Source organism: Nocardia sp. NPDC049737, from assembly GCF_040674755.1.
GTDB lineage: Bacteria > Actinomycetota > Actinomycetes > Mycobacteriales > Mycobacteriaceae > Nocardia.
Genome location: NZ_JBFANH010000005.1, coordinates 122026 through 142587, shown reverse-complemented (window position 1 = coordinate 142587; position 20562 = coordinate 122026). Strand labels below are relative to the sequence as shown.

Here is a 20562-nt window from a genome sequence, read left to right as displayed (position 1 = left end):
GGTCTCATCAGGATGGGGCCGTTGCGCCCGCCGATATGACCTGGCGGGATTTCCTGGTGCAGGCCAGGCTGATTCGGGCCATGGTCGCACTTGCGCAGCCGGGAGTGAAACATCCTGGAGGTCGCCATGTCGGTCGGCTTCGGCAGCGCCAGCGCCTTCAGTCGCGCCCACCGTAGCTTCGCGGGCTGCACCCCGGTTGAGTACCGCCACGGGGTGGCGGCCCGATGAGTCGGCCATGGTGTAGCCAGGTACACCATCCATTCGGGACCGCGCTCCCTAGCCCCGGCACGTCATCGCCGGCATCGTCGAGGTAACGTCCACCTCGGAGTGGAGAACGTCATTCTCCGGGTTTCTCGCCAATGGCGCCGGTTTTCGCTCAAGCTGATTACCTGTGCGGCGCGCTCCGCAGCTCGAGGACTGCCGGGCCGGGCCCGCGGCCGCAACAGGAGGATCGGATGACGACAGTAGGTATCGCGACCGGCGCGGGCCGAGGCATGGGCAATTCGTGTGCGCAGCGCATGGTCGACACGGTGGATGTATTGCTGCTCGTCGACCGGGACGAGGCGACGGTGACCGCGGCGGCCGAGGAACTGGACCAGGCCGGGCGCGCGAGCACTGAACCATTCGTTCTCGACATCACCGACGTCGACGGGTTGGCCCGACTCGCAGCGCGCACAAGCGAACTCGGCACACTGCGTGCGGTCGCGCACGCGGCGGGCATCTCGCCGAGTATGGGGGATTGGCGCCGGATCTTCGAGGTCGACCTGATCGGCACGGCTCGACTGGCCGAGGCGCTGAGGCCGCTCGCCTCGACGGGCACGGCGCTGGTGTGCTTCGCGTCCATGTCGCCGCTGCTCGATCCCAGCGTGCCCGATCCCACCGCTTTGGCGATCCTGGATGATCCGCTCGACGATAAGTTCCTGGAGCGCATGCGTGAGACGCTCGGCGTATCCATCGAGAATTCGGGCATCGCGTACAGCTGGGCGAAGCGCGGCGTGCACCGGTTCGTCCAGCGGGAGGCGCTGCGCCTCGGTCCGGCCGGTGCGCGCATCTGTTCGGTATCGCCTGGCATCATCGCGACGCCGCAGGGCAAACAGGAAGCCGAAGAACATCCGATCATGGGCAAACTCGTCGAGGGCTCCCCGCTGCGGCGGATGGGCAAAGCGGGTGAAGTGGCCGCCGTAGTCGCATTCGCGCTGTCCGATCAGGCGAGTTTCCTCAATGGCATCGACCTGCTCGTCGATGGCGGTGCTTATGCCGCGGTGCAGGTCGCGGCCGGGAAATAGGTTTACTCTTTGTCGGGCTCGGCCGCTCATGGCCGAGCTTGATCTCTGCTGCGGGGCCGACGACTTTCCTTGATTGTACCGACCGATAGGTCTAACATTCGATTGTTGCCCGGCACGAGGCAATCGAACGGGAGTCGCAGATGAGGTTTGTTCACGAGGCAGTCGCGTGACCGCGCCGGATCGAGTGCTGGTGGTCGGTGCGTCGGCGGCCGGACTGTCGACGGTGGAATCGCTGCGGCGCAAGGGGTTTCAAGGTCCGATAACGGTGCTCGGCGATGAGTCGCATGCGCCCTACGATCGGCCGCCGCTGTCCAAGCAGGTGCTCTCCGGTGCGTGGGCACCGGATCGGGCCGCGCTGCGCAAGCAGGAGATGCTGGCGGCGTTGGATGCCGAATTCGTACTCGGCGCCGAGGCGACGGGATTGGATCCGAAGACCCGAACCGTGCGCACTGCTGCCGGGCACGAATTGCGGGCGGAGGCGGTGGTCCTCGCCACAGGTGTGCGGGCGCGGACATTGCCCGGTCAGGACGACCTGACCGGCGTGCACGTATTGCGCACCCTCGACGACGCATTGGCGCTACGGGCGGATCTCCTGATCAGCTCGCGGTTGGTCGTCGTCGGCGAGGGTGTCCTCGGTGCCGAAATCGCCGCCACCGCACGCACACTCGGGCTGGACGTGACGATGACCGGTCCGCAGCCAGCCCCCATGGCTTTGCAGGTCGGCCCGATGGTGTCGAAACTGTTGGCGGACTTGCACACCGATCGCGGTGTGCGACTGCGACTCGGCACCGGCGTCGTCGGCTTGGACGGCGCGGACGGTCGGGTTACCGGCGTGCGGCTCGACACCGGCGAGTTGCTGGCCGCCGATGTGGTGCTGGTCGCGATCGGCGCGGCCCCGGCGACCGACTGGCTGAAAGACAGTGGACTGCAGCTCGATAACGGTGTGGTCTGCGATTCTCGCTGCCGCGCCGCCGAGGGAATTTACGCCGTCGGCGATCTGGCGCGGTGGCATCACGAGCAATTCGGCGAGTTGATCCGCCTGGAGAACCGGACCAATGCCACCGAGCAGGCCGCGGCCGTCGCAGGTGTGATCATGGGGGAGGACCAGCCATACGTGCCGGTGCCCTACTTCTGGACCGATCAATTCGACGTGAAGATCCAGGTGCACGGCAGGCTTCCCATCGGCGCCGAGGTCGACCTCGTCGACGGTGACCAGGCGGGCGGAAGGTTCGTCGCGCGGTACCGCGACTCGGGTGTGGTCACCGGTGTCCTCGGCTGGAATATGCCCAAACAGACTCGCCTGCGCCGACAGGAAATCGTCGATGCGCTCGCCAGTCCGGCCGCTGCCAGCGCTCGGCCCTGATTGCCTTCAGCCCCAGCTCAATTCACCGAAAGACCAGGAGAGACCCCATGAAGGTTGTCATCGACGAAGACAAGTGCGTCGCGGCCGGACAATGCGTTGCCGCCGCTGCCGAGGTCTTCGACCAGCGCGACGAGGACGGCATCGTGGTGCTGCTGAACGAACATCCATCGGCCCAACAGGCCGAGGACGTCCGTCAGGCGGCGGCTATCTGTCCCGCGATGGCGATCTCGATCGAGGAATGAAATGTCGACCCAAGGAGAGCCGATCATGACCGAGACCGTGGATATCCCCGAATACCCGACGCCGCGAGATGCCAAGTGCCCCTTCCTGCCTCCGCCGGAATTGCGTGAACTGCACACCGCGGGTCTGCCGCTCTCGCGGGTGCGTACCTGGGACGGCCGGACCCCGTGGCTGATCGCCTCGCACGCCGCGCAGCGACAGGTCATGGCCGACCCGCGGGTCAGCGCCAACGACCATCTGCCCGGATTCCCATATATGACCCCGGCCATCGCCGAGACGATCCACGACCGGCCGAAGACGCTGTTCGACACCGACGGCGCCGAGCACGCGCGGTTGCGCCGGATGCTGACGAACTCGTTCACGCGCGGGCGGATGGAGAAGGTTCGCCCGGCGATCCAGCGGGTCACCGACGAACTCATCGACAAGATGTTGGCGGGGCCCAATCCGGCCGATCTGGTGGAGGCGCTCTCGCTGCCGCTGCCGTCGCTGATGATCTGCGAGCTCCTCGGCGTCCCGTACGAGGATCACGACTTCTTCGAGGAACACGCCAAGATCACCAATGGTCGGGAGTTGACCCCGGAAGAGAACAACGCCTCGAATGCGGCGCTCGGCGCCTACCTGGGCAAGCTGATCGTGGCCAAGATGGAAAACCCCGAAGAGGACGTGGTCTCGGACCTCGCGGCGCGGGTCAAGGCGGGCGAGCTGGATATGCCAGGCGCCACCATCATGAGCATGATCATGCTCATCGCGGGTCACGAGACCAGCGCGAATATGATCACGCTCGCGACCGCGCTACTGCTGCAGAATCCGGACCAGCTGGCGCTGCTGCGCGAAACCGAGGATCGGAAGGTCATCGCGGGCGCGGTCGAGGAACTGCTGCGCTACCTGACCATCCCGCATCTGTTGCAGCGGCGCATCGCCACCGAGGACATCGAGGTCGAAGGTCACACGATCCGAGCGGGGGAGGGCATCATCAGCTCCTTGCCCGCGGCCAACTTCGACCCGGTGGCCTTCCCTGAGCCCGAGAAGCTCGATCTCCAGCGCGAGGCGCGCCATCATCATGCGTTCGGCTGGGGTCCGCACCAGTGCATCGGCCAGCAGCTCGCACGCATCGAACTCGAGGTCGTATTCGGCACCCTCTACCGCCGCATCCCGACGCTGCGGCTGGGAGTCGACTTCGACCAGCTGCGGTTCAAGGGTGATTCGCTTGCCTACGGCATCTACGAACTGCCCGTCGCCTGGTAGCGAACAGTATCCTCATTTTAAAGACTGGACCGACCGGTACAAGTATCTCCGATACAAGGACCGGATGCGCCCGACCGCCGCCATCCCTGTCACCGATGTTCCGGACGCGGTCGCCGAGATCGAACGCTGTGCCCGCGCCGGACTCGGGGCCATCCTGCTGCCGGAGCGTCCGCCGGTGCCGTACTGGTCGCGGCATTACGACCCGATCTGGGCGGCCGCGCAGGCCAACGGAATGCCGGTGTTCTTCCACGTCGCCACCGGCGGGGTTTCGGTCAAGGAGGAAACTTCGGAGACGGCGGTCACCGTCAAGGGGCTGATGATGGCCGTCAATATGGGCAAGGGGCAGCTCACCGATGACATGGTGGCGGGCCGACTATGGGTGGCGGCAATACCGCCTCGGCGATCCCGCAGGGCATCATCGCCGACATAGTCGGCGGCGGCGTATGTGAACGCTTTCCGAATCTGCACTTCAACCTGGTCGAGTACAGCGCGGGCTGGCTCGTCTCGTACCTGGGCGTGATGGACCGGTCGTGGCGGACGGGTACCGGACAGGTCCCCGACGAGGATCGTGCGGCCATCCTGGGCGGCACCCTCGCCGATATCGTCGGCTTCGACAACTCCAAGAAGCTCGCGGAGGTTCCCGAGGGCGTTTGACCCGCGCTAGCGTGCCCGGAGCGCGGGCCGCTCCGGGCACGTCGCGTTGTCAGTGCACCCGCGTCGGCCGGATTCGCCTCCAGATCCTTGGGGACTACCACGGCGCCGTTGCCGGGGAGTGGGAATGTCGAGCACTCCCACCCAGAGTCGAATCCACCCAGCCGCGAACCCGGCTTCATCGGCGGATCGAGCTGTCAGAACAGGTAGCGTCCGCCGTTCACGCTGAGCGTCTGTCCCGTGACATAACCGGCTTCGTCGGAGGCCAGGTAGGCGACCGCGTGGCCGATGTCCTCCGGCTGCCCGGCCCGCTTCATCGGCATATGCGCCGCCGCCGCTTCCACATCGATGGTCTGGCGGGTCAGCGGGGTATCGATGAATCCGGGCGGAACGTGGTTGACCGTGATTCCCTGTTCGATGAACTCGACCGCCAACGCCTTCGTCAAGCCGATCACGCCACCCTTGGATGCCGCGTAGTGGGCCATGCCCGGGGCTCCGGTCTGCGCGGACGATGAGGAGATATTGATGATCCGGCCCCACCCGGCCGTGAGCATGTCGGGGATCAGTGCCTGCGTGACCAGGAAGGGACCCTTGAGATTGATCCCGATCATCCGATCCCAGGATTCCTCGGCCAAGCTCGTGAAGGGCTCGTATGTGGTGATTCCGGCATTGTTGACCAGCACGGTGACGGGTCCGAGCTCGGCGTGGGTGCGGGCTGCCGACTCGGCGATGGCGTCGGCATTCGCCGCGTCGCCCGCCACCGCGATGACTGTACCGCCCGCCTCGCGGATCGCGGCGGCGGTCTTCTCGGCGTTTTCGAGGTTCAGATCCCAGATCGCGACCGCGGCGCCTTTGGCCGCGAGTACGGTCGCGATGGACTTGCCGATCCCGCTACCGCCGCCGGTGACGACGGCGATCTTGCCTGCAAGTGACATTTTCGTTCCTTTGCGTCGAAATCGGTTGCCGGGCTGGGCTATTCACCCAGCGCGGCCCTGGCGGCGGTACGTGCCGCGGTCGCGCGCGGGAATCCGGCATAGCCGCTGGAGTGGTAGATGACCTCGGCGATCTCGTCCTTGGTAAGTCCGTTGGTCAAGCCGATTCGGACGTGGTGGCCGAACTCGTTCTCGGCTCCGAGTGCGATCAGGATGCCGAGGGTGACCAGGCTGCGATCGCGTGGCGTGAGCCCCTCCCGGCCCCACAGCTGGGCCCAGACGCTGACCAGACCGATCTCGACGAGGTCCTCGCCGATCTGGCCGTCACGCAGGTCGATATCGCCCTCGGGAAAGACGCCGGGGAGGGCCGCGCGCATCACCGCGAGACCTTCGGTGCGCAAGTCGGTGTCCTTGGTTGTCATCAGCGACTCCCATCGCATTCCGTGGTGCTACTGGTAGTCGGCAATCTTAGAACAATCGGTCGGTACAATCAATGCTGGAGGGGCTGTTGATTCCGACCGGATTCGGCTCTAGTCTCGTGACCAACGTCATAGACCGACCGGTCGAAACATCTTTGGCGTCGTACAGCAGGCGACCCATTCGAGAATTGGAGAACGTATGAGTGGATCGGCGAACGCCGCTGGTGCGACAGCTGACGCGGTCGACGTCCTGGTGATCGGCGCGGGCGTGACGGGCATCTATCAGCTGTACCGGGCCCGCGAGGAGGGCTTCACAGTCGAACTGCTCGAGGCGGGCGACGGCGTCGGCGGGACCTGGTACTGGAACCGCTATCCCGAAGCGCGTTTCGACTCCGAAAGCTACACCTACGGCTACCTGTTCTCCAAGGAACTGTGGGAAGAGTGGGAGTGGTCGGAGCGGTTCACCGGCCAGCCGGAGAACGAACGCTACTTCAACTTCGTGGTCGACCGATTCGATCTGCGCCGGCACATCCGGTTCGGCGTCCGGGTGACCGCCGCGGAATTCGACGAGTCGGCCGGGATCTGGACGGTGCGCACCGATGACGGCACCGAGCATCGCGCGCGCTTCCTCGTCGCCGCGACCGGTGTGCTCTCGGTGCCGTTCATCCCGGAGGTGCCCGGACGCGAGAGCTTCGGCGGCCAACAGCATCACACCGGCCGCTGGCCGACGACCCCGGTCGATTTCACCGGCAAGCGCGTCGCCATCATAGGCACCGGATCCAGCGGCGTGCAGATCGTTCCGGCCATCGCCGACCAGGTCGCAGCGTTGACGGTGTACCAGCGGACTCCGGACTGGTGCACGCCACTGAACAACGCGCCGCTCACCCCGCAGGAACGGGCCGAGATCAAGGCCGACTTCGAACGCATCCGCGAGACCCTGAACACCTCGCCGAGCGGATTCCTGCATGACTTGCCCAGCCGCTTTTCTGCCGACGATACGGCCGAACAGCGACAGGCCTTCTTCGAAAAGATGTGGAACAGCCCGGGTTTCACGAAGTTGACCGAAAACTACATCGACTTCACGACCAACCCCGAAGTGAACAAGGAATTCTGCGAATTCATCGCGGACAAGATTCGCGGCATCGTCACCGATCCCGAGACGGCCGAGAAACTCATCCCGAAGGACCACATCTACGCCGGTCGGCGTCCCCCCTTCGTGACCGGCTACTTCGAGGCATACAACAAGCCGAACGTTTCGCTCGTCGCGCTCAAAGAGACCCCGATCATCCGTATCACCGAGGCCGGAATCGAGACGGCCGAAGGCCTTCGCGAGTTCGACATCATCATCTGGGCGACCGGCTACGACTTCGGTACCGGTGCACTCAATCGGCTCGGCGTCCGCGGCCGCGATGGCCTTGCGCTCGAGGACTATTGGGCGCAAGGGCCCAATACCTACCTGGGCATCGCGACGGCGGGTTTCCCGAACTTCTTCTTCCCCGGCGGACCGCACGGCGCACTCGGCAACAATCCGCGCTACGCCGGTGACCAAGTGGACTGCGTCATCGGTGCGCTGGTGCACGCGCGCGACAACGGTTACGAAGTCATCGAGGCGGACCCCGCCGCGGAGGCGGAGTGGACCGAAACGGTCAACGGCAGCGGGTCGCTGTTCTTGGAGAGCAGCTATTTCTTCGGGTCGAACATTCCCGGCAAGGCGGTCAAGCAGCTGCTGAATCCGACCGGGCGGCCCAACCTGCAGCGGCTGATCGCCGAACTCGCCGCGAACGAGTACTCGGCATTCATCTTGTCCAAGGTTGAGGAAGCGGCTGCGTAATAGCGCTCGAGCAGGCAATTTGCGTTCAACGATGGAGAGAAAATGAGCGAATCCAACGAAGCCCGGATCGCGGCCGGTGTCCGTGCGGCGATCGGCGCCCACACCCAGGCACAGGACGCGGGGCAGGCCGATGAAATCGTGGCTCTGTACGCACCTGACGGGGTGCTCGAGATTCCGGGCATGGACCCGATCAGCGGTCACGACGCATTGCGGGCGGCATTCGAAGGCTGGGCGCCGACGGCACCACAGCGTCACCTCGTGGCCAACACCTTGATCACCGCGGTGAGCGCGCAGGAGGCGACGGCCGTCAGCGATGTGGCCTTCTTCCAGCGCGGCGAGACGGGGTGGGCGGTGCAGGTCGTCGGTCGATACGAGGACACGCTGCGGCACAGTGACGGAGCCTGGGTGTTCCAGCACCGCAAGACGACGTACCTGACCTAGCGACGCCGAATCCGCCGGAACCAGAACATCTTTGGAGAATCAATGAGTGAGTCCACCCAGGCGCAGGTCGCGCACGGGGTCCACACCGCCATCGCCGCGTACGCGCATGCGCTCGACGACGGACGTACCGACGATATCGTCGCGCTGTTCAGCCCCGATGGCGTCAGCGAGATCATGGGCGTCGGCACCTTCGAGGGCCATGAAGCCATCCGTCAGGTCTATGCCGGATTGCTGCCGACCCAACCGCAGCGGCACCTGGTGGCCAACACCGTCATCACCTCCTGGTCCGAGGATGAGGCGACCGCCAACAGCGACCTGGTCTTCCTGCAGCGCGGCGAATCGGGTTGGGCCGTGCTGATCGCGGGCCGCTACGAGGACACCCTGCGTCGCGATGACAGCGCATGGCGGTTCCAGCACCGCAAGACCACCTACGTGATGTAAGAGAGATAGGAGCAACCCGTGACCAAACGGTGGAAGCAGCGCCCGCCCGGCTCGAACTGGGGCGATTTCGGCGACGACGATGAGTTGGGGCGGGTCAACCTGCTCACCCCGGAGAAGGTTCTGCAAGGGGTGCGCGAGGTCGAACACGGCATCACCTTCAGCCTGAGCCTGCCGCTGGACTATCCGGGCGGTACCGCGCTGAACCAGCGCCGGTATCCGCCGATCCTGCGGCCCACCGAGGATCTGGCGCACAACCAGGACACCTTCTACAACGTCGTCGCGCGCGACAAGATCGCCCCCAGCTTCATCGATCTGTGGAGCGACGACGTCGTGACGCTCTGGCTGCAGTACTCCACGCAGTGGGACTCGCTGGCGCATCAGGGCGCGTTGTTCGACGCGGATGGCGACGGTGTCGCGGAACCGGTGTATTACAACGGTTTTCGCCCCGGCACCGATATCGTCGGTCCACAGGAGGACGCCAAGGGTGACGGCAGCGGGAGCGTCTCCTTCGCCAAGCATCTCGGCTGCGAGCACATGGCCGCGCACGGCATGCAGGGTCGCGGTGTCCTGATCGATGTGTCGCACCTCGGAAGCGACTGGCAGCCGGTCGATTTGAAAATGCTCAAAGACATCATGGCGAAGGACGATGTCGTGGTGGAACCGGGTGACATGCTCCTGCTGCACACCGGGTTCGCCACTCAGGTTCTCGCCTGGGAGAAGAATCCGGGGCCGGAGATCCAGGCCATGTATCCCTACCTCGACGCGACGGATGAGTCGCTGCTGGAGTGGATCGCCGAATCGCAGATCTCGGCGCTCGTCTCGGACAACTACGCGGTCGAGGGCTGGGCACCGGATAGCGAGACCCCGCACACACTGCTGCCGATCCATAACCTGTGCCTGTTCAAACTCGGCATCCCGCTGGGTGAGCTCTGGTACACCGAGGAATTGGCGACGTGGCTGCGGGAACACCAGCGCAGCCGCTTCCTGCTGACCGCGCCGCCACTGCGCCTGCCCGGGACGATGGGCAGCCCGCTGACCCCCGTCGCGACCGTCTGACGCGGGCCGCCGGCATCCAGGGTTCGGTTCGGTGCAGGTGAGGTGTAAAGCCTGACCTGCACCGAACTGTTTTGTTCGATGGAAGGGAGCGTCGCGATGCCTACAACGCGTACCGAACGTGCGAAAACCGCCCGCTACCACCGCAAGCGGGAGCAAGTAGTGGATGTCGCCGTCGAGCTCTTCTCGAAGAACGGCTATGCGAGCACCGGGGTCGCCGATATCGGCGCTGCCGCCGGACTGGCCCGCGGTGCGCTGTACTACTACATCGGTGCCAAGGAAGAGTTGCTGGCCGAGATCCACGACCGCGTAATGGATCCGCTGCTCACCGAAGCGTCGGCGATCGTCCGGCTCGATATCGGCTTCCAGACGCGCCTGCGATTGCTGTCGGAATCGCTACTTCGGCAGATCGTGCATCGACAAGATCATGTGTGGGTCTTTCTGCATGAGCACCATCAACTGCAGGGTGAATACCGCACTCGCTTCCGGGCCAAGCGCCAGCGTTTCGAATCGCAGATTCGCGATGTGCTCGCCGACGGGCATCGACAAGGCAAGTTGCGGGTGCGGGATCTGGAGCTCACTACGCTCGCGTACCTGAACCTGCACAACTACACATACCAGTGGGTGGGTCGGCGCGCGGATCTGAAAGTAGACGAGCTCGCTCGCTTCTATTGCGAGATCTTCTTGAACGGAATCCTGGTCGAGCGGGTCGACGAGTCGGCGACCGAAGCCGAACTGGCGCACGGGCGTTCCGTGCTCGGTGTGCTGCTCGCGAAGGGGCTCGATCACTAGCAATCCCGTCGCTCGCCGTACCTCTCCCATCGGGTGCGGCAAGCGACGGGCTGCTGCCTAGCTCTGTGTCATCTGAGCGAACTGATGCTTCAGGAATGTGGCGGACCAATTCATCAGATCTGTCGGCACGTAATAGCCGGTCTCATCATTGATTGCCGCCCAGTGTGCGGAGACTTCCTCGATCGTGGCCGGGCCCTGGGCCAGATAGCCTTCGGTGGAGGCCAGGAACAGCCGCGCGAATCGGCCCGCTCCCGCGGTGTAGATCTCACCGGTGACCGGGCAGCTTTCGTGCGCCAGGAAGGCGGCCATCGGAGCCACCGACTCCGACGGCATGGCCGCTGCGGCAGCCGCGGCATTCTCGTCGGTATCGGGGTCGCCACCGGCCATGCGGGTATAGGCCGCGGGCGCAAGCAGATTCACCTTGATCCCGTGCGGTTCGCCCGCGAGTTTCGCACTGCGCGCCAACCCGATGAGGCCCGCCTTCGCTGTCGCGTACGGCAGGTTGACGTCCATGCCGAAGACGCCGCTCGACGTGGTCAGTACGACCCGGCCATAGCTCTGGTTCAGGAAATGCGGCCAGGCGGCCTTCATGGTGTTGAACGAGCCGAGCAGATGTACGGCGAGGTGTCGCTCGACATTGTCCAGTTCGACATCGGGCAGGCCCGCGTACCTGACGATGCCCGCATTGTTGATCAGAATGTCGATGCGGCCGAACCGGTCCACCGCGGCGTCGATGATCGCCTGGGCCCCGGCCGGTGTCGAGACGTCGTTGCCGTCGGCCACGGCCGAACCACCTGCGGCGATGATGCCGTCGACGACCGCCTGGGCCGGTGTGGTGTCGGCGCCGTCGCCCTCGATCGATCCACCGAGGTCGTTTACGACGACACTTGCTCCGCGTTCGGCCAGGAGCCGAGCGTGGGCTCGCCCGATGCCGCGACCCGCGCCGGTAACCACCGCGACGCGGCCCTCGAAACTCAACTCACTCATTCGCGACTCCTGTCGTACTCCATTGTCGATCCGTGGCCACGGTCATCGTATTTTAGACCAATCGGTCAGTACATACAATGAAAGTCAGCGACCCAGGAAGGTTGCTTTTCGCGGGCCGTCCTCGACGAAGCTGCGCAGACCGCGCTGTCCGTCCTCGCTGGCGAAGCATCGGGTGATCAGGTCGGCTTCCAACGCCAGCCCGTCCTCGATCGACATGTCGAACCCGTCCTCGATCGCCTGCTTCGCGTACCGGAGTGCGAGCGGGCCGCGGGCGTAGGAGAGGCCTCGCTCTACGGCGGCGTCGAACACATCGGCGTCGTCGAGTAGTTGATCGATGAGGCCGATGTGCAAGGCTGCCTCCGCGCGCACGAGGCGTCCGGTGAGGATCAGATCCTTCGCTTCGGCGAGTCCGACAATCCGCGAAAGACGTTGCGTCCCACCGGAGCCGGGCATTATCCCGAGCGTGATCTCGGGCAAGCCGAGGATGGCGCCGCGACCGCCGATGCGGAAGTCGGCGGCCAGTGCCAACTCGCAGCCGCCGCCGAGTGCGTAGCCGTTGATCGCCGCGATCGTGATCTGCGGGGCCGTGGCCAGGGCGTGAAATGCCTTTTGCAGTACCCGGTTTCGCTGTCCGAACGCCTCGGGGGACAGGCCGAGCATCTCCTTCACGTCGGCGCCGGTCGCGAAGTGTTCGCCGCCGGTGATGACGACCGCTCGATAGGTCGTGCTGCTGTGCAGTTCCGCCGCAACGGTTTCGAGTAGATCCCACATCTCCTGGTCGAGCGCGTTCACCGGATGGCGCTCGATGCGCAGGATGGCCAGCCGCTCGTCGGCGGGATGCGGCTCGAGCCCGACCTTGGCGGGCGTTGGATTGCTGCTCACTATTCGATGCCTCCGGTTTATGTGCTACGTTCACGGTTGAGTGTACCGACCGGTCGAAGAATTTATCGGTGGATGGACGGTGAGATGCAATGGGTATGGGGCATGCCGACGTATCGGGTCGACGCGTAGTCATTACCGGCGCCGGACGCGGCTTGGGGCGGGTGCTCGCGACCGCCTTCGATGCCGCGGGGGCGCAGCTGGGATTGGTCGCGCGATCGGAAAACGCGCTGCGCGCGGTGGCCGACTCCCTGCGGGGTGAGCCTTTGGTGTGCGCGGGTGATGTGCGTGACGACGAGTTCAACGACACCGTCGCCGAACGCATGGTCGAGCGCTTCGGCGGCGTCGACGCGTGGATCTGCAATGCCGGTGTGTCACCGGAGGTTTCGACGGTGACGCAGACCAAGCCCGCCGTCTGGCGAGACATCATCGACGTGAACCTGACCGGAACCTTCCTCGGCGCGCGTGCGGCAGCGGCGGTGATGGGGGAGGGCGGTCGGATCATCGTCACGGGTTCGGTCATCGGTCAGCGGCCGCGTGCCGGACTTTCCGCATACGCGGCCTCCAAGAGTGGCGCCCACGCGCTTGTCCAGGCTTTGGCGCAGGAACTCGGACCACGTGCGATCACCGTCAATGCGGTGGCGCTCGGCTGGTTCGACACCGGGATGGGAGCGCACTGGCACCGCGATGCCGAGCGGGAGAACGATATCGTCGGCCACACCGCCCTCGGGCGTTGGGGAACTCCCGCCGACCTGCCCGGCATCTATCTGTTCCTGGCCGCCGAATCCTCGGCCTACATCACGGGCACCACGATCACGGTCGACGGCGGATATTCACTGCTGTGAGCCTTGCCCCGCGCTACACGGCCGCACAGGCTGCGGCCGCTGCGTCCGAACCTGTGCATACCCGGGGATTCGGCACGACATGCGTGGTTCTCGTGCGCAATAAAGTATCCTGATTTCCGTCGCGGCCACCCCGAGCAGTGCATTCCCAACTACCGGCCGTGTTCGAGGAGATTCCATGAGCGTGCCGCCCGTCCTGCGCGACCGACTGCGTCTGCCCGTTATCGCGTCCCCGATGTTCATCGTGTCGAATCCGGAATTGGTCATCGCCCAGTCGACCTCGGGCATTGTCGGGTCTTTCCCCTCCCTCAATGCGCGCCCGGAATCCGAACTGCGGCACTGGCTCACCCGGATCACCGAGGCGCTGGCCGAATTCGACGCCGAACATCCGCAGACGCCGAGCGCGCCGTACGCCGTGAACCTGATCGTGCACAAGACCAACGACCGGCTCGACCACGATCTCGCGGTGGTCGAGGAATTCCGCGTCCCCATCGTGATCACCTCGCTCGGTGCGCGGCCGGAGGTCAACGAACGCATCCACGCCTACGGCGGCATCGTGCTGCACGACGTGATCAACAATGTCTTCGCCCGCAAGGCCGTCGACAAGGGCGCCGATGGACTCATCGCCGTGGCGGCGGGTGCGGGCGGCCACGCGGGAACCCAGTCGCCGTTCGCCTTGATCCATGAGATCCGGAGCTGGTTCGACGGACCGCTGGTGCTGTCCGGATCGATCGCCCACGGTAACTCGGTATTGGCCGCACAGGCCGCGGGCGCGGACTTCGCCTATATCGGGTCGATGTTCATCGCCACCGACGAGGCGAACGCGGCACCCGACTACAAACAGATGATCGTCGATTCGACCGCCTCGGACATCGTCTACAGCAATCTCTTCACCGGTGTGCACGGCAACTACCTGCGCGGCAGCATCATCGCCGCCGGACTCGACCCCGATGCGCTGCCCGGATCCGACTCCGCGGCAATGAATTTCGCCGGTGGCAGCGCGAAGGATGCGAAGGCCTGGCGTGATGTCTGGGGCGCCGGCCAGGGGATCGGCAGTGTCGACTCGGTACGCCCGGCCGCCGCCGTCATCGAACGCCTCGTCGATGAGTACGAGATGGCTCGGACCCGGCTGTCGGCTGTGCCGGTCCATACGTGACGGGTGCGTAGGGAAACCCACGCGGCGGTCGGCCCGGTCGCTGGAGTCGTTGCGTAACAGTCATGTCGCTGGGTATGGCGGATTACGAGGGCTATTGGCGAAGAAGGTGAGACCCTGATGATGATGGATATGTTCTGGATGGCCGTGAACTTCCTGCGTTCCATGATGGGCATGTAATCCACGGACGTCCAAGGCCGGTTCCTGCCGCAATGTGGCAAGGACCGGCCGTTTCATTTCCGCTCAGAGGGTCGGCACCTCGTGTGATCTGAGGAGTTTGGTGAGATCGGTGCTCACCAGGTGCGGCCGGTATGCCGTTGCCTTCGGTCACCCCGCTGCCGCCGCCAACGTGCACTCGATGGATGGCCTCGAATAGTGGCGAGAGGCTATTGACAGGGATCGGCATGGAGGTGCTATACATTAGGGGAGGCTTACCTCGTTAGATGAGGCTAACCTCGTGAAGTGTCCCGCTCGCACAATGAGGCATCCGTGTACGTCTGTATCTGCAACGCCGTCTCCGAATCGGACGTGCACAGCTGTGTCGCCGCAGGCGCCAGCTCGACCGCGCAGGTCAAAAAGGCGTGCGGCTGGAAGCCCGGCTGCGGCAGCTGTACCCGCCGTCTTTCCGAGCTGGTCGGCCGGGCCTGCGAGGCCCCTGCCCACGCCGTCGAGGCGCCCGCAGCGTAGCCCGACACGATAGGCCGTCCTTACCGTTTCGCCGATTGTGAGCTGTGACACGATCACATTCATGGAAGGCGATAAGGAAATCATCTCGGTGCTCAATGAGCAGCTGACAGCCGAACTAACGGCCATCAATCAGTACTTCCTGCACGCCAAGATGCAGGAGAACTGGGGTTTCACCAAACTTGCCAAGCACACACGCCACGAGTCCATCGATGAGATGAAGCATGCGGAGGTGCTCACCGATCGCATCCTGTTCCTGGAGGGACTGCCCAACTATCAGAAGCTCAACCCGCTGCGCATCGGCCAGACCGTCCCCGAACAGTTGCGGGCCGATCTGAAGATCGAGATGGAGGCGGTGGATCGGCTGCGCGGCGGTATCGAGCTGATGCGCTCGCGCGGTGATGTCACCTCCGCGCGCATCTTCGAGTCCATTCTCGAGGACGAGGAATCGCACGTCGACTACCTGGAGACCGAACTCGACCTGCTCGAGAAGCTGGGTGAGCAACTGTACCTGCAGCGTTATACCGACATCCCCGAAGACTACTGACATCGTCACCGGTTCCGGTCGGTCGATCATGCGCCCGGAACCGGTGCTTTTCAGATGCCGCCGTCAGCGGATCGGTTGCGTGACGGCCTCATGTTCGTCGTTGACCAGATGGAATGCGATCGCGAGATCATCGATTACCGCCTGCCACGCGGCCTGACTGCCCTCGCCGCGGGGATCGCGGGCCAGCGCGAGCAAAGTCGTCGCGGCATCCACGGCCTGAACCGCGGCAGCCAGTAGCGCGGGCACGGGGGTGGGGGCATTTCGGGAGGCGAGTGTGGCGATGTTGTGACGCAGCCACCGCGCGTCGAACTGTGCCTGCGCCGATACATCGCCTACGGCGTCTTGCTCCGCGGTCGCGGCCATCGACCAGGGGCCCGTGCACTGCCCGAGTGGTGCCTGGATCACCAAGTCCCGCAGCTCACTACTGAGCAATCCGTGTAGCCGACCCGCTAGTTCGGCGCGTTCGACGGGCAGCTCGGCCGACCAGCCGGAAGCGGTGTGCTCCACATCGGCCTGCAATACCGCCAGCACTGCTCGCAATTGCGCAGCTGTTGCCACCTACGCCCCTCTCCGTCGTTCATCCGAGCTACCGTTGCGCGACAACAATTCGTGGACCCAAACGACTTGCGAACCTCCCGGCACTATCCGCTGCGCGGCCGTTCGTATCGAAACGTTCGTCACCCGACGGTAAGTGCAGACATGACGATACATAAGCAGACAATCTCGAGCTACCGACAAGCGGCAGCCAGTCTTCGCCGCCCCACAGGCTGTCCGCGCCAGTTGCTCGGCGTTCGAGGCGAAGCGGGGCACCTCGTCATCGGCTGAAGCTCCGAACTGCGGTAGTGCGAATCCCCCGAATGACCGTCAGGTTAGGCATCGAAACCAATGCATTCAATACTTGAAACCCGCTAGTTAAAAACCGGGGCGGCGGCGGTTCGCTTCCTCGGCGGACAACCGGGCGAAATCAATTGCGCGAACGCACCTCTGGTGCCTGCTGTCGTGCGGCAGGCCTGCACGTTAATATTGGGATGATTGCTTTCACCCGAATGCGGCGCGTCCGCATGACCGAAGGCTGGTGAGTCCGCCGATGTCGGTGTCGATGTTCGATGAGGCGCTTCCGCGCGGCGAACGTGATGGTGTCGGCCTGCGAGTCGGCGCGATCATCGACCGGGGTGGGGAAGTGCTGCTATTGGAGGCCCACAGCACAGGGCCGCTCCCGCTCACCCGCAAGCTTCCGGGCGCCACCGTGGAACCGGGCGAATCGGTCTCCGCCGCACTGATTCGCGGAGTCCGCGAAGAGACCGGCCTGACCGTCACCGGCATCGGCCACCACGTCGGTGATTTCGACTACCTGTCTCCGGCCGGAAAGCCGGTGCGGCGCTTGCATTTCGCCGTAGAAGTGGCGGACACCAGCCCGATTGTCCTGTCCGCCCACGCCGATTACGTATGGGCATCCCTGGACGGAGAGCTGCTCGTGACGCCATCCATCCGCGGCATCCTCGAAGCCTATAAGGACCTTCTGCTCCACTGAGCGGCCTTCGATAGTCGATATCGGTTGTGCTCGTGTGGTTCTCATGCTGTGGGGGATCGGACGATCTCGTCGTGACCACATTCGGAGCATGTCGATAACCCGCGCTCCTATGTCGGCCAGGGGATTCTCCAGGCAGGAGCGAATCGACTGCCTTCCATGTGATGGTGGCTGCCCGATGCGCGATCGAGGTTAGGCGATGTCGAGTTCCTGATGTTACCCACTATTCATAGCTGATCTCATCGGTGCATGATGGTGTGCCCAGCGTAAGTATCTTCTGACTTGTAATTTTCACTATTGATCGATTCTCGCCGCCTCGACAAGTTACGCTCTATTCATCAGAGCGTGGCCGTGATCGTTCCGCGTAGTCGGCATGGCTGGGGCTCGCCCATCTCGCTCGACGTCTACGGAACCCGACAACGGAAGGAATCCGATGACCGCCACCGCTCAACCGCTGCCGACGCCGGTGCCGCTGACCAGCGAGGAAACCCGAATCCACATTCCGGCCATCCATCGCTCGCAAACCAGGCGGCCGTTGAAACTCGCTGACGCACTGGACTTCTGGAATTTCGCCGGTGCCGCGGCGAATGTGGTGATGCAGATGGCCCGACCCGGTGTCGGCTATGGCGTCTCGGAGAGCCGAGTCGAGTCCGGCGCGCTAATGGTGCATCCGTGGAAGCGGGCCAGGACCACCACGCAGTACCTGGCGGTGGCGATCCTGGGCACCCAGGACGAGATCGATGCCTACCGCGAGGCGATCAACGTCGCCCACCGTCAGGTGCGCTCGAGTCCCGACAGCCCGGTGAAATACAACGCCTTCAACCGTGACCTCCAAAAGTGGGTCGCCGCTTGCCTTTTCATCGGCTTCGAAGACACCTATCAGCTGTTGCACGGCAAGATGAACGATGAGCAGGCCGAGCAGTTCTATCAGACCGCTTCTACCCTGGCCACCGGTGTGCAGGTCACCAAGGATATGTGGCCGGCCACCCGCAAAGACTTCGATCTCTACTGGAACGAGGCGAGCAGCCACGCCGTCCTCGACGACAAGGTCCGCGCCTACCTCGATGATCTGCTCAACCTGCGCATGATCCACTGGTATCTGCGGCTGCCATTCCGAAACCTGTTGAAGTTCTTGACGATCGGCTTCCTGGCTCCGTACTTCAAACAACAACTCCAGGTCGAATGGACCGACTCCGATCAACGCCGCTTCGAACACCTCTTCCTGTTCGTCGGCTTCGTCAACCGCTTCATCCCCCGCTTCCTGCGCTTCGCCCCCACTCACGCGCTGATGCGAGACCTGCGTTGGCGCATCCGCAAAAACAAGAGCCTGATCTGAGAGCTCGCATACGCGCCCGTTCGCGGCCACGCTACGAACATCAGTGGGGGACAGCCGCCAAACGCTGATTCGTCACGCGCAGTTGCCGTTGCGTGCTGTTGGTGAGGTCGTCGACTTGCTCGGCCGTCAACTGCCCGCACGGCTGTCCCCAGTGCAGCGCGATATCGTCCCCCGGCGCCGCATCCGGGAGCGCGGCGTAGCCGTCGGTCCACACCGGGACGGTTCGCCGTATCGTCTCCGACAGTGACAAGTGTGCGCCGTCCCAGCGCAACCGGTGGGTCCCGACGGTGAGGTCATTGCGGTGGCGATCCAGTACCGTCGCGGCGGTGATTCGGCAGTTGTCGAGGATTTCCAAAGGCTGGTCGCCGGGGGCGGCCAGCATCCTGGTCCACGGGTAGACACCGAAGACGTGGAAGCTGTGGTTCGCGGCGGCCTCCGCAGCGAGGTCGGACCCCAGATGGGACCAGTACACACCCGCGATCGGGGCGATGAGTCGCAGCAACTCAGCGAGGAATTCGGGGCCGTCGAGCTCGGCGCCGATGCCTCCCCCCAGCCAATAGGACGCGACCAGTCGCTCATCGAGTGGGTCGGTGATGCCGGTCATGCGCGACATGACCCGCAGGTAGGGCCATGCGCCGGAGAAGCCCCGCGCCAGGACCCGCACACGCTCGCCATCGCGTTCACGCAGGGCCGCGGTGTGCTCGGGCCCGCAGTAGCCGAGGTGGTTGGGCGCGTACGCGTAGCGCGCGAACATCTCCACACCGTCCATCACGTCGATTCCTCCGATAGCGTTACGCTCCAGCGGCTTTCGATGTCGCCGTAATGCCAGATCGCGAGGGCGCCGGCCCAGGTGAGCGCGAAGAGGCCGACGATGATGAAGCCCATCGTGGCGAGGTCGAGGCCGCCGATCCAGGCGAGCACCCCGCTGGTGACATCGAGTTTCTCGGTGAGGATGGAGATGAGCTCCTGGACACCGATCAGCAGCGCCACCGCGACCGAGAGACCGGTGACCACGATGTTGTAGTAGATCTTGCGGATCGGTCCGGCGAAGGCCCAGCCGTAGGCGTAGTTCATGAACGAGCCGTCCAGCGTGTCGAACAGCGACATGCCCGCCGAGAACAGAACGGGCAGAACGAGAATCGCGTACCAGGGCAGTCCGGTGGCGGCCGCGCCTGCGGCGATCACCAGCAAACCCACTTCGGTGACGGTGTCGAATCCGAGCCCGAACAACAGTCCCACCGGATACATCTGCCACGGCTTGCGCACCGCGCGCATGACCGGCGCCAGGATCCGGTTGAGCAGGCCGCGCGAGTCCAGTGCGCGCTCTAGTTGCTCTTCGCTGTAGCCGCCGCGTCGCATAGCGCGTAAGACCTGCCAGATCCCGATCAGCGCGATCAGGTTCAGCAGTCCGATGAGGATCAGGAATGTGCCCGAGACCGATGTGCCGAACACCCCGGTCCACCGCTGCAATCGCGAGTTCTCGTCTTCCAGGTTCCGCGCTAGCGCGGTAACCCCGAGGGCCAGCAGACCGACGAGCACGAAGACGACGGTGGAGTGGCCCAAGGCGAACCAGAAGCCGACCGCGAGCGGTTTCTGCTTGTCCGCCACCAGCTTTCGGGTGGTGTTGTCGATCGCCGCGATATGGTCGGCATCGAAGGCGTGTCTCATGCCCAACGTGTAGGCGGTGACGCCGAGCCCGACGCCGAATACCGCGCCATCCACCAGGTACGAGCCGGGCACGATCAGCAACAGCAGCGTGCCCCATCCCACGAGGTGCAGTGTGACGATCGTTGCTGCCATGCCGAGGATGCTGCGACGCTGTCCGCCGTCGAATCCGGTCCAGGCAGCTCGCAGCCTCGTGGTGACTGTTGCCATCCCACGGTCCCATCTCTCCAACTCGTCGGCGGAGTCA

Annotated in this window: 25 protein-coding genes; 18 read left to right on the top strand and 7 right to left on the bottom strand. The window is 64.5% G+C overall.

Annotated elements, in window-relative coordinates; translation table 11 throughout:
* Positions 1-111: 111 nt before the first annotated feature.
* The 7 genes from AB0J47_RS09195 (at position 112) to AB0J47_RS09165 (ending at position 4788) form a co-directional block, all read left to right on the top strand.
* Positions 112-228: an AraC family transcriptional regulator gene (locus tag AB0J47_RS09195; protein ID WP_364343078.1), complete on the top strand. Its 117-nt coding sequence runs from the start codon at positions 112-114 to the stop codon at positions 226-228.
* Positions 229-455: 227 nt separating this feature from the next.
* A complete protein-coding gene (locus AB0J47_RS09190; RefSeq protein WP_364342404.1) occupies positions 456-1286 on the top strand; it encodes an SDR family oxidoreductase in 831 nt (276 codons plus the stop codon).
* A 166-nt stretch (positions 1287-1452) separates the two neighbouring features.
* A complete protein-coding gene (locus AB0J47_RS09185; protein WP_364342401.1) occupies positions 1453-2649 on the top strand; it encodes an FAD-dependent oxidoreductase in 1197 nt (398 codons plus the stop codon).
* A gap of 47 nt (positions 2650-2696) precedes the next feature.
* The gene (locus AB0J47_RS09180; RefSeq protein WP_364342398.1) at positions 2697-2891 is read left to right on the top strand and encodes a ferredoxin; all 195 of its coding nucleotides are present in this window, start codon (positions 2697-2699) and stop codon (positions 2889-2891) included.
* Between the two features lie 25 nt (positions 2892-2916).
* On the top strand, positions 2917-4134 hold the full coding sequence (locus AB0J47_RS09175) for a cytochrome P450 (RefSeq protein ID WP_364342395.1): 1218 nt from the start codon (positions 2917-2919) through the stop codon (positions 4132-4134).
* Entirely contained in the window at positions 4088-4564 is a 477-nt protein-coding gene (locus AB0J47_RS09170; protein WP_364342392.1) for an amidohydrolase family protein, read from the top strand. The genes AB0J47_RS09175 and AB0J47_RS09170 overlap by 47 nt, the downstream gene beginning before the upstream one ends.
* Positions 4510-4788: a hypothetical protein gene (locus AB0J47_RS09165; protein WP_364342389.1), complete on the top strand. Its 279-nt coding sequence runs from the start codon at positions 4510-4512 to the stop codon at positions 4786-4788. Before AB0J47_RS09170 ends, AB0J47_RS09165 begins: the two co-directional genes overlap by 55 nt.
* A 194-nt stretch (positions 4789-4982) precedes the next feature.
* Here the strand turns inward: AB0J47_RS09165 and AB0J47_RS09160 are convergent, their stop codons facing one another.
* Both AB0J47_RS09160 and AB0J47_RS09155 read right to left on the bottom strand, forming a co-directional pair.
* Entirely contained in the window at positions 4983-5720 is a 738-nt protein-coding gene (locus tag AB0J47_RS09160) for an SDR family NAD(P)-dependent oxidoreductase (protein ID WP_364342386.1), read from the bottom strand.
* 38 nt (positions 5721-5758) lie between these two features.
* Complete coding sequence (locus AB0J47_RS09155; protein ID WP_364342383.1) at positions 5759-6139, bottom strand: carboxymuconolactone decarboxylase family protein; 381 nt, start codon at positions 6137-6139, stop codon at positions 5759-5761.
* A gap of 196 nt (positions 6140-6335) precedes the next feature.
* Here AB0J47_RS09155 and AB0J47_RS09150 point away from each other — a divergent pair, with 196 nt between their 5' ends.
* The 5 genes from AB0J47_RS09150 (at position 6336) to AB0J47_RS09130 (ending at position 10694) form a co-directional block, all read left to right on the top strand.
* On the top strand, positions 6336-7967 hold the full coding sequence (locus AB0J47_RS09150) for an NAD(P)/FAD-dependent oxidoreductase (RefSeq protein WP_364342380.1): 1632 nt from the start codon (positions 6336-6338) through the stop codon (positions 7965-7967).
* A gap of 42 nt (positions 7968-8009) precedes the next feature.
* A complete protein-coding gene (locus AB0J47_RS09145; protein WP_364342377.1) occupies positions 8010-8408 on the top strand; it encodes a nuclear transport factor 2 family protein in 399 nt (132 codons plus the stop codon).
* A 42-nt stretch (positions 8409-8450) separates the two neighbouring features.
* Positions 8451-8849 (top strand): nuclear transport factor 2 family protein, encoded by a 399-nt coding sequence (locus AB0J47_RS09140; protein WP_364342374.1) that lies wholly within the window; start codon positions 8451-8453, stop codon positions 8847-8849.
* Positions 8850-8867: 18 nt separating this feature from the next.
* A complete protein-coding gene (locus AB0J47_RS09135; protein ID WP_364342371.1) occupies positions 8868-9905 on the top strand; it encodes a cyclase family protein in 1038 nt (345 codons plus the stop codon).
* A 96-nt stretch (positions 9906-10001) separates the two neighbouring features.
* Positions 10002-10694 carry a TetR/AcrR family transcriptional regulator gene (locus tag AB0J47_RS09130; RefSeq protein ID WP_364342368.1) on the top strand — a complete coding sequence of 231 codons (693 nt, stop codon included), beginning with the start codon at positions 10002-10004 and terminating at the stop codon, positions 10692-10694.
* A gap of 57 nt (positions 10695-10751) precedes the next feature.
* Here AB0J47_RS09130 and AB0J47_RS09125 read toward each other — a convergent pair whose 3' ends face one another.
* Both AB0J47_RS09125 and AB0J47_RS09120 read right to left on the bottom strand, forming a co-directional pair.
* Positions 10752-11681, bottom strand: coding sequence for an SDR family NAD(P)-dependent oxidoreductase (locus AB0J47_RS09125; protein WP_364342365.1), 930 nt, complete (start codon positions 11679-11681; stop codon positions 10752-10754).
* Between the two features lie 84 nt (positions 11682-11765).
* Positions 11766-12563, bottom strand: a complete 798-nt coding sequence (locus AB0J47_RS09120) for an enoyl-CoA hydratase/isomerase family protein (protein ID WP_364342362.1) — start codon at positions 12561-12563, stop codon at positions 11766-11768.
* Between the two features lie 89 nt (positions 12564-12652).
* On the opposite strand from AB0J47_RS09120, the gene AB0J47_RS09115 reads away from it, so the two are divergent.
* The 4 genes from AB0J47_RS09115 to bfr all read left to right on the top strand — a co-directional run bounded on the left by AB0J47_RS09115 (position 12653) and on the right by bfr (position 15786).
* Complete coding sequence (locus tag AB0J47_RS09115; RefSeq protein WP_364342359.1) at positions 12653-13405, top strand: SDR family NAD(P)-dependent oxidoreductase; 753 nt, start codon at positions 12653-12655, stop codon at positions 13403-13405.
* Positions 13406-13580: 175 nt separating this feature from the next.
* Complete coding sequence (locus AB0J47_RS09110) at positions 13581-14558, top strand: nitronate monooxygenase family protein (RefSeq protein WP_364342355.1); 978 nt, start codon at positions 13581-13583, stop codon at positions 14556-14558.
* Between the two features lie 459 nt (positions 14559-15017).
* On the top strand, positions 15018-15242 hold the full coding sequence (locus AB0J47_RS09105) for a (2Fe-2S)-binding protein (RefSeq protein ID WP_364342352.1): 225 nt from the start codon (positions 15018-15020) through the stop codon (positions 15240-15242).
* A gap of 61 nt (positions 15243-15303) precedes the next feature.
* Entirely contained in the window at positions 15304-15786 is a 483-nt protein-coding gene (gene bfr / locus AB0J47_RS09100; RefSeq protein WP_364342349.1) for a bacterioferritin, read from the top strand.
* 63 nt (positions 15787-15849) lie between these two features.
* On the opposite strand, the gene AB0J47_RS09095 is transcribed toward bfr, so the two are convergent.
* Positions 15850-16344: a hypothetical protein gene (locus AB0J47_RS09095; RefSeq protein WP_364342346.1), complete on the bottom strand. Its 495-nt coding sequence runs from the start codon at positions 16342-16344 to the stop codon at positions 15850-15852.
* A gap of 517 nt (positions 16345-16861) precedes the next feature.
* On the opposite strand from AB0J47_RS09095, the gene AB0J47_RS09090 reads away from it, so the two are divergent.
* The gene (locus tag AB0J47_RS09090) at positions 16862-17317 is read left to right on the top strand and encodes an NUDIX hydrolase (protein ID WP_364342343.1); all 456 of its coding nucleotides are present in this window, start codon (positions 16862-16864) and stop codon (positions 17315-17317) included.
* A 430-nt stretch (positions 17318-17747) separates the two neighbouring features.
* Positions 17748-18650 carry an oxygenase MpaB family protein gene (locus tag AB0J47_RS09085; protein ID WP_364342340.1) on the top strand — a complete coding sequence of 301 codons (903 nt, stop codon included), beginning with the start codon at positions 17748-17750 and terminating at the stop codon, positions 18648-18650.
* 40 nt (positions 18651-18690) lie between these two features.
* Here the strand turns inward: AB0J47_RS09085 and AB0J47_RS09080 are convergent, their stop codons facing one another.
* Together AB0J47_RS09080 and AB0J47_RS09075 are read right to left on the bottom strand one after the other, a co-directional pair.
* Positions 18691-19419, bottom strand: a complete 729-nt coding sequence (locus AB0J47_RS09080) for a DUF6390 family protein (protein WP_364343074.1) — start codon at positions 19417-19419, stop codon at positions 18691-18693.
* Complete coding sequence (locus tag AB0J47_RS09075; protein WP_364343071.1) at positions 19419-20450, bottom strand: HoxN/HupN/NixA family nickel/cobalt transporter; 1032 nt, start codon at positions 20448-20450, stop codon at positions 19419-19421. Before AB0J47_RS09075 ends, AB0J47_RS09080 begins: the two co-directional genes overlap by 1 nt.
* Between the last annotated feature and the right edge of the window lie 112 nt (positions 20451-20562).

Bases quoted from the DNA above. Each gene is read 5' to 3' on its own strand.
- AB0J47_RS09190 (WP_364342404.1), top strand. From the start codon at position 456: ATGACGACAGTAGGTATCGCGACCGGCGCGGGCCGAGGCATGGGCAAT.
- AB0J47_RS09180 (WP_364342398.1), top strand. From the start codon at position 2,697: ATGAAGGTTGTCATCGACGAAGACAAGTGCGTCGCGGCCGGACAATGC.
- AB0J47_RS09175 (WP_364342395.1), top strand. From the start codon at position 2,917: ATGACCGAGACCGTGGATATCCCCGAATACCCGACGCCGCGAGATGCC.
- AB0J47_RS09165 (WP_364342389.1), top strand. From the start codon at position 4,510: ATGGGTGGCGGCAATACCGCCTCGGCGATCCCGCAGGGCATCATCGCC.
- AB0J47_RS09160 (WP_364342386.1), bottom strand. From the start codon at position 5,720: ATGTCACTTGCAGGCAAGATCGCCGTCGTCACCGGCGGCGGTAGCGGG.
- AB0J47_RS09155 (WP_364342383.1), bottom strand. From the start codon at position 6,139: ATGACAACCAAGGACACCGACTTGCGCACCGAAGGTCTCGCGGTGATG.
- AB0J47_RS09150 (WP_364342380.1), top strand. From the start codon at position 6,336: ATGAGTGGATCGGCGAACGCCGCTGGTGCGACAGCTGACGCGGTCGAC.
- AB0J47_RS09145 (WP_364342377.1), top strand. From the start codon at position 8,010: ATGAGCGAATCCAACGAAGCCCGGATCGCGGCCGGTGTCCGTGCGGCG.
- AB0J47_RS09140 (WP_364342374.1), top strand. From the start codon at position 8,451: ATGAGTGAGTCCACCCAGGCGCAGGTCGCGCACGGGGTCCACACCGCC.
- AB0J47_RS09130 (WP_364342368.1), top strand. From the start codon at position 10,002: ATGCCTACAACGCGTACCGAACGTGCGAAAACCGCCCGCTACCACCGC.
- AB0J47_RS09125 (WP_364342365.1), bottom strand. From the start codon at position 11,681: ATGAGTGAGTTGAGTTTCGAGGGCCGCGTCGCGGTGGTTACCGGCGCG.
- AB0J47_RS09115 (WP_364342359.1), top strand. From the start codon at position 12,653: ATGGGTATGGGGCATGCCGACGTATCGGGTCGACGCGTAGTCATTACC.
- AB0J47_RS09110 (WP_364342355.1), top strand. From the start codon at position 13,581: ATGAGCGTGCCGCCCGTCCTGCGCGACCGACTGCGTCTGCCCGTTATC.
- bfr (WP_364342349.1), top strand. From the start codon at position 15,304: ATGGAAGGCGATAAGGAAATCATCTCGGTGCTCAATGAGCAGCTGACA.
- AB0J47_RS09085 (WP_364342340.1), top strand. From the start codon at position 17,748: ATGACCGCCACCGCTCAACCGCTGCCGACGCCGGTGCCGCTGACCAGC.
- AB0J47_RS09080 (WP_364343074.1), bottom strand. From the start codon at position 19,419: ATGGACGGTGTGGAGATGTTCGCGCGCTACGCGTACGCGCCCAACCAC.
- AB0J47_RS09075 (WP_364343071.1), bottom strand. From the start codon at position 20,450: ATGGCAGCAACGATCGTCACACTGCACCTCGTGGGATGGGGCACGCTG.